Source organism: Lamprobacter modestohalophilus (assembly GCF_016583905.1).
GTDB lineage: Bacteria > Pseudomonadota > Gammaproteobacteria > Chromatiales > Chromatiaceae > Lamprobacter > Lamprobacter modestohalophilus.
The window spans coordinates 49,152-55,676 of record NZ_NRRY01000031.1; the positions used below are offsets into that span (position 1 = coordinate 49,152).

Below are 6,525 nucleotides of genomic sequence, written 5' to 3' on the forward strand. Positions count from 1 at the left end.
AGAATGGCGACCAGATCGACGGCACAGCCGTCAGCGTGAAGAGGTCGACCGCATTGCCCAGCACTCCCTACCATCCTGATGATCCGGATCAGGACACAGCCGAAGGCCCGCCGCCGCTGTTGCCTGAGGATTTTGGGCTGACCCCGGCCAGCACACCGACCGATTCGCTGTCAGAGCTGGCCGAGGCCATGCCAGGGATGCGGGTGCCGCCGCATAACCTGCAGGCTGAACAGTCGCTGCTCGGCGCCCTGATGCTTGAGAACAGCGTTTGGGAGCAGGTCGCGGACAAGGTGCGCGAGACCGATTTCTACCGCCAAGAACACCAGCTGATCTTCCGCGCGATCCACATCCTGGCCGAGCAGGATCAGCCGTTCGACGTCATCACGTTGGCGGAGGCGCTGGAGAAGCGCAAGCTGCTCGACGACATGGGCGGAATGCAGTATCTGGCCGAGATCGATCGCAACACTGGCTCGGCCGCCAATGCCGCGCATTATGCGCGCATCGTCCGTTTCAACTCAGTGCTACGGCAGCTGATACGCGCTGGCACCGGCATCGCCGATCTGGCGTTCGACACCAAGGGCCGCAGCGAGGCCGAGATCCTCGACGCCGCTGAGGCCAAGGTGTTCGAGATCGCCGAACAACTCACCCGCGGCGGCGGTTTCAAGTCGATCGAAGACCTGCTGACTATTGCGGTCAACAAGATCGATGAGCTTTATCACCGTAATGAACCGATCACCGGCCTGCCGACGGGATTCATCGACTTCGACATGAAGACCTCCGGCCTGCAGCCCGCCGATCTGATCATCTGCGCTGGGAGGCCGTCGATGGGCAAGTGCCTAGAGGCCAGCAGTGAGATCCTGCTCGCGGATGGCCGGGTCACAACCATCGAAGCGATCGTTCAGGAACGCCAAGCAGCGTTGCTGACGTTGGATCAGCGCCTGCACTTCAGAACGACGCAGCCAAGTGCCTTTGTTGATGACGGGCATAAACCGGTGTTTCGGGTCACCACCAGACTCGGGCGCGTCGTCGATACGACAGTCACTCATCCGTTTCTGACCATGGATGGCTGGCAGGCGCTCAGCGAACTCGACGTCGGTGACTGCATCGCTGTGCCGCGACGCCTGCCGGTCTTCGGCAACAAGTCGATGCGCGACTGTGAGGTCAGGCTGCTCGGCTGCTTGATCGGTGACGGATGCCTCAGAGGCGCAACGCCGACGTTCATCAACGACAGCCCTCAGCTCCAGAGCGACTTCATCGACGCAGCCAATGCCTTCGGCGGTGTGCGTGCTCTGCTGAAGCGACGCCCAAACCGTACGTCTGAGGTCTGCGTGGTCGCGGATCACGACGCAACGGAGACTCAGCGCAGTAGTGCGTTCAGCACAGCATTGCGCGATGCTCTCGCGCTGTCTGGCCGCTCTCAGCGCCAGCTTGCACTCGCCACTGGAGCGAGTCCGGCAACCGTCTGCTATTGGCTCCAAGGGCGAAACATGCCAGGTGCGGCGTTGTTTGATGGGATCGAACGATTCTTTGCCAATGCCAGAGTCGCTTGGGCGCCGAGCGCCCGCGAGCGCGGGGTAAAGAACGGCCCCAATGCACTGACTCGCTGGCTGATAGAGCTCGAGCTCTGGGAACGCGATGCGCATGATAAGTGCATTCCAGCGCCGGTCTTCGAACTGCCTAAGGCACAACTTGCCTTGTTTCTGAATCGACTCTTCGCAACCGATGGTTGGGCGACGCTGCTTGCGAGCGGTCAGTGCCAGATTGGCTATGCCTCAGCCAGTGAACGTTTGGCGCGGCAGGTTCAGCATCTCCTGCTGCGCTTTGGCGTCATCGCCAAGCTTCGCTACCGCCGTATTCGCCGCAAGCAGTTAGGCGCACAGCTAGGCGCACAGCTAGGCGAGCAGTTGGGCGAGCAGCCGGCAGCGCAGACCGAGTTCAGCGCCTGGCAACTCGATTTGACTGACGCAGACTCAATCCGCACCTTCGCGACCGAGATCGGAATCTACTCGAAGGAGGCCGCTCTCGGACGCGTCTTGGAAGCCCTTGATCAGAAACGCCGACAGACGAATGTAGATCTGATTCCGGCCGCTGTTTGGGAGCAGCTGCAGGCCGCGAAGGGTGATGAATCCTGGTCAAGGTTAGCTCTGCGGGCTGGGCTTACCGGGGTTTCCAATATCCATGCCGGAAAACGCGCGCTGTCTCGGCAGCGCTTGGGACAGCTCGCTGAAGCGCTTAACGAACCTACGCTGAGCGATCTTGCCAACAGCGAACTCTTTTGGGACCAGATCGTATCCATTGAGCCCATCGGCTTGCGGCAGGTTTACGACCTGACCATCCCGGAGACGCACAACTTTGTCGCTAACGACATCTGCGTGCACAACACCAGTTTCGCGATGAACATCGCCGAGAACGTTGCGATCAAGACGGGTAAGGGCGTTGCCGTATTCAGTATGGAGATGCCAGGCGATGCGCTGGCGATGCGCATGATGTCGTCGTTAGGACAGATCGACCAGCATCGGGTGCGGACCGGCAAGCTGACCGAAGAAGACTGGCCGCGGCTGACCTCGGCGGTGACCATGCTCTCACAAGCGCCGATGTATATTGATGACACCCCGGCGCTGTCACCAACCGATCTCCGTGCGCGGGTGCGCCGGCTGCAGCGTGATCTCAAGCGCGAAGAGAAAGAGTTGGGCATGATCGTCATCGATTACCTGCAGCTGATGCAGGCCTCGAGCGAAGGGGAGAATCGCGCGACCGAGATTTCGACAATATCACGCTCACTCAAGGCGCTGGCAAAGGAGCTCCATGTGCCAGTTGTGGCCTTGTCGCAGCTCAATCGAAGCCTCGAACAGCGTCCCAACAAACGCCCTCAGATGTCCGATCTGAGGGAAAGTGGGGCGATTGAACAGGATGCAGACGTCATCGCCTTCATCTATCGCGACGAGGTCTACAATGAGGACAGCCCGGATAAAGGTGTCGCTGAAATCATCATCGCCAAACAGCGTAACGGGCCGATCGGTGTCGTGAAGCTGGCGTTCCTCGGGCAGTTCACCAAGTTCGAGAACCTAGCCGAAGACCTGTACGGCGATCTGGGGTACCAATGATCGTCGGACCCGTCGCACAGATCGATCTCGAGGCACTCCGGCATAACCTTGCAATTTGCCGAGCCGTGGCACCGACTAGCCGCGTTTGGGCGGTGATCAAGGCCAATGCCTATGGTCACGGCGTGGGGCAGTGCGCCGCTGCACTCGACGCAGCAGATGGGTTTGCGCTGGCGCGGGTGGAGGAGGCACTGTTGCTGCGGGCGACCGGTGTCAGCAAGCCGCTGCTGGTGATGGAGGGCATCGCCAACGAGGCCGAGGCCAGTGCGGTGCTCCCCATGCAGGTCGAGCTGGTGGTTCATGCAACTCGGCATCTGGATCTGATCCTCAACGAGCTCGAGACAAACCCGCAGTCGAGACCCCAACGCATCTGGCTCAAGCTCGACACCGGGATGGGACGGCTCGGCCTGCAGCCTCAAGAGGCGGTGGCGCTGATCGAGCGCCTGCGCGCGCTGCCATCGAGACTGGCTGAGGCGTTGGAGCTCGCTGGGATCATGACGCATCTGGCCAATGCCGATGATCCATCGCATGCCATGACCGACAGGCAATGCGAGCAGGCGAGGGCGCTCGCCGAACGCTTTGATCTGCCGTTATCCATTGGTAACTCGGCCGGCATTCTGGCCCATCCTGCGGCACGCAGTGATTGGGTGCGGCCGGGGATCATGCTCTACGGTGGCTCGCCCTTACTGAACCGGTCAGCGGTAGCGCTCGATCTGCGGCCGGTGATGACCCTGTCGAGCCCGTTGATCGCCGTGCGCGAGTTCAAGGCCGGCACGCCGATCGGCTACGGCAGCACCTATCGCTGCCCAGAAGCGATGCGCGTTGGCGTGGTGGCGATTGGCTATGGCGATGGCTACCCCCGCCATGCACCGACGGGTACGCCGGTGCTGGTCCGCGGCCAGCGTGCAGAGTTGCTTGGGCGCGTCTCTATGGACATGATCAGCATCGATCTTCGGCCGATACCGGGGGCCGAGGTGGGGGATAGCGTCACCTTGTGGGGTCAGGGCTTGCCGGTTGAGCAAGTGGCTGAGCAGGTCGGCACGATCAACTATGAACTGCTGTGCAGACTCTCGCCACGAGTCAGAGTCGTTCACGAGCAGGGGCCATCTTCGAAGTCCGCCGCATCGGCACGAGAGACGACGCCGGCCCTGGTTAGGCAGCCGGGGCAAGGCCAGGCGGCTGAGCAAGCATCAGAACTCGAATCGGCGCTCGCGCCGACGCAAAAGCAGGAGCCGCTCGGGCAGCAAGGACCGGAGCAGGGGCCTTGAACGCGACCACCAAAAAGTCGCGCAGCGTCTATGTCTGCAACAGCTGCGGCGCTCAGTCACCGAAATGGAGCGGACGCTGTACTGACTGCGGTGCCTGGAACAGCATCGAGCAGGGGGTATTGCCGCCGAAAACCCAAACTCGTCCGGGCGGCGGCGGATACGCCGGCGCGGCCGGTAATGCGGCGCGCGCTGATCTCAGTGCGATCCATCGCCTCGCCGAGATCGCGCCCGAACAGGAGGTGCGCACCCCGAGCGGCATCGCTGAGCTCGACCGGGTGCTCGGCGGCGGGCTGGTGCAAGGCTCGGTGGTCCTGATCGGCGGTGATCCGGGTATTGGCAAATCGACCTTGCTGTTGCAGGCCAGCGCCGCGATCGATGCCAATCCGGCCTTCGCCTCCAGCAAGGGCTCGGTGCTCTACGTCACCGGCGAGGAATCACCGCAGCAGGTCAGCCTCCGTGCTCAGCGGCTTGGGCTCGAGCCGGGCGGGCTCAATCTGCTCGCCGAGACCTGCATCGAGCAGATCTTGGCGACCGCCGCCGCCGAAGCGCCACGCGTGCTGGTGATCGACTCGATCCAGACCTTGTTTACCGAGGCTCTGACCTCTGCGCCCGGCTCGGTCTCGCAGGTGCGCGAGACCGCCGCTCAGTTGGTGCGCTATGCCAAGCTCACCGACACCACGGTATTTCTGGTCGGCCATGTCACCAAGGAGGGCGCGCTGGCAGGGCCACGCGTGCTCGAGCACATGGTCGATACCGTGCTCTATTTCGAGGGCGAATCCGGCAATGCCCATCGGCTGGTGCGGGCGGTCAAGAATCGCTTTGGCGCCGTCAACGAGCTAGGCGTCTTTGCGATGACCGATCGCGGCCTGCGCCAGGTCTTGAACCCCTCGGCGATCTTCCTGTCGCGCCACTCCGAGCCAGCACCGGGCTCGGTGGTGCTGGTCACGCGCGAGGGCACACGGCCGATGCTGGTCGAGGTCCAGGCACTCGTGGATCAAAGCCCGCTGGCCAATCCGCGCCGGCTGGCGGTGGGCTTGGAGCAGAATCGACTGGCGATGCTACTGGCCGTGCTGCACCGCCACGGCGGCATCGCGATGTTCGACCAGGATGTCTTCACCAACGTCGTCGGCGGGGTCCGCGTGACCGAGACCGCCGCTGATCTCGCGGTGCTCTTCGCCGTGCTCTCGAGCTTTCGCGACAAGGCGTTACCAGTGGATCTTGCGGTCTTTGGTGAGGTTGGTCTATCCGGCGAGATCCGGCCGGTGCCGAACGGCCCGGACCGACTACGCGAGGCCGCCAAACATGGATTCAAGCAAGCCGTCGTGCCCAAAGCCAATGTGCCGAAAGGGGGTATCGACGGCCTGGAGATCCGCCCTGTACTGAGCCTGCGCGAAGCGATCGATACCCTGTGAAGACAGACGGATCGAGCCGGACCCTACCGCTCCGCCAAGACCATGGCCGCGGCGCCATCGGACCACCGGTTCAGGAGAATGGCAAGACGAGGCAGATCATCCCGCCATGATCTCACGAAACGGCGTCGATCAGTGGGCTGCTGCGCGTGCAGCCTGCTCACGGGTAAAGAATCGGCCGTCTCGTATGAAGCCAGAGATGATCTCAGGCTCGGTCGCGATCACATGGCCTTCGGCGTCTCGGCTCTGCACCCATGATTCCGGAAGTCCATCGAGGACGTGGATCGGCGCCGGCCTGCCGTCACCAAACCGTGACAGCTCGATCTCGCCTGTGGCACGGTTGAGGTAGCCAGGCCGCCATCCAAACGCACGATTCGCTTGGCTGATGCCGCGCGTTCTTGCATAGAGATCATTCTCATGACGCAACGCCAGCTCAGTGAGGGCGCCGTGCATCCGCTGTGCGTGCTCGCGACTCTGCGGTTCCGAGTGGATGACTTGAGTCTGGATTTGAAGTTGAGTCTGGATCTGGTCGCTGTACATTGCCGTGCTCCTCTAACTGTTACTTAGCTTATCGGCAGCAGGAGGCAGTTCCCGGATACTGGGCAGAGCAAAAACAGTAATGGAATGGTCCGCCCCGCTCCTCCAACACACCCCGAGCGGGCACAATAAGCGATGATGAGAACCCATCGTCAACCAAGGTAGCGGAGCAGACCAATGACAGAGACTCACAAAGACCGGGCCATCACG

At 62.3% G+C, this 6,525-nt stretch carries 4 protein-coding genes; 3 read left to right on the forward strand and 1 reads right to left on the reverse strand.

What is annotated here, in order from left to right; translation table 11 throughout:
- The first annotated feature begins 197 nt into the window (after positions 1-197).
- The 3 genes from dnaB to radA are packed head-to-tail and all read left to right on the forward strand — an operon-like array spanning position 198 to position 5,781.
- Positions 198-3,104: a replicative DNA helicase gene (gene dnaB / locus CKO42_RS16890; protein ID WP_200246579.1), complete on the forward strand. Its 2,907-nt coding sequence runs from the start codon at positions 198-200 to the stop codon at positions 3,102-3,104.
- Complete coding sequence (gene alr, locus CKO42_RS16895) at positions 3,101-4,369, forward strand: alanine racemase (protein ID WP_200246561.1); 1,269 nt, start codon at positions 3,101-3,103, stop codon at positions 4,367-4,369. Before dnaB ends, alr begins: the two co-directional genes overlap by 4 nt.
- Entirely contained in the window at positions 4,366-5,781 is a 1,416-nt protein-coding gene (gene radA / locus CKO42_RS16900) for a DNA repair protein RadA (RefSeq protein WP_200246563.1), read from the forward strand. The genes alr and radA overlap by 4 nt, the downstream gene beginning before the upstream one ends.
- A 129-nt stretch (positions 5,782-5,910) precedes the next feature.
- Here the strand turns inward: radA and CKO42_RS16905 are convergent, their stop codons facing one another.
- Entirely contained in the window at positions 5,911-6,318 is a 408-nt protein-coding gene (locus CKO42_RS16905; protein ID WP_200246566.1) for a hypothetical protein, read from the reverse strand.
- Positions 6,319-6,525 lie beyond the last annotated feature (207 nt).

Coding starts and splice junctions, on each gene's coding strand:
- alr (WP_200246561.1), top strand. CDS start 3,101: ATGATCGTCGGACCCGTCGCACAGATCGATCTCGAGGCACTCCGGCAT.
- dnaB (WP_200246579.1), top strand. CDS start 198: ATGCGGGTGCCGCCGCATAACCTGCAGGCTGAACAGTCGCTGCTCGGC.
- CKO42_RS16905 (WP_200246566.1), bottom strand. CDS start 6,318: ATGTACAGCGACCAGATCCAGACTCAACTTCAAATCCAGACTCAAGTC.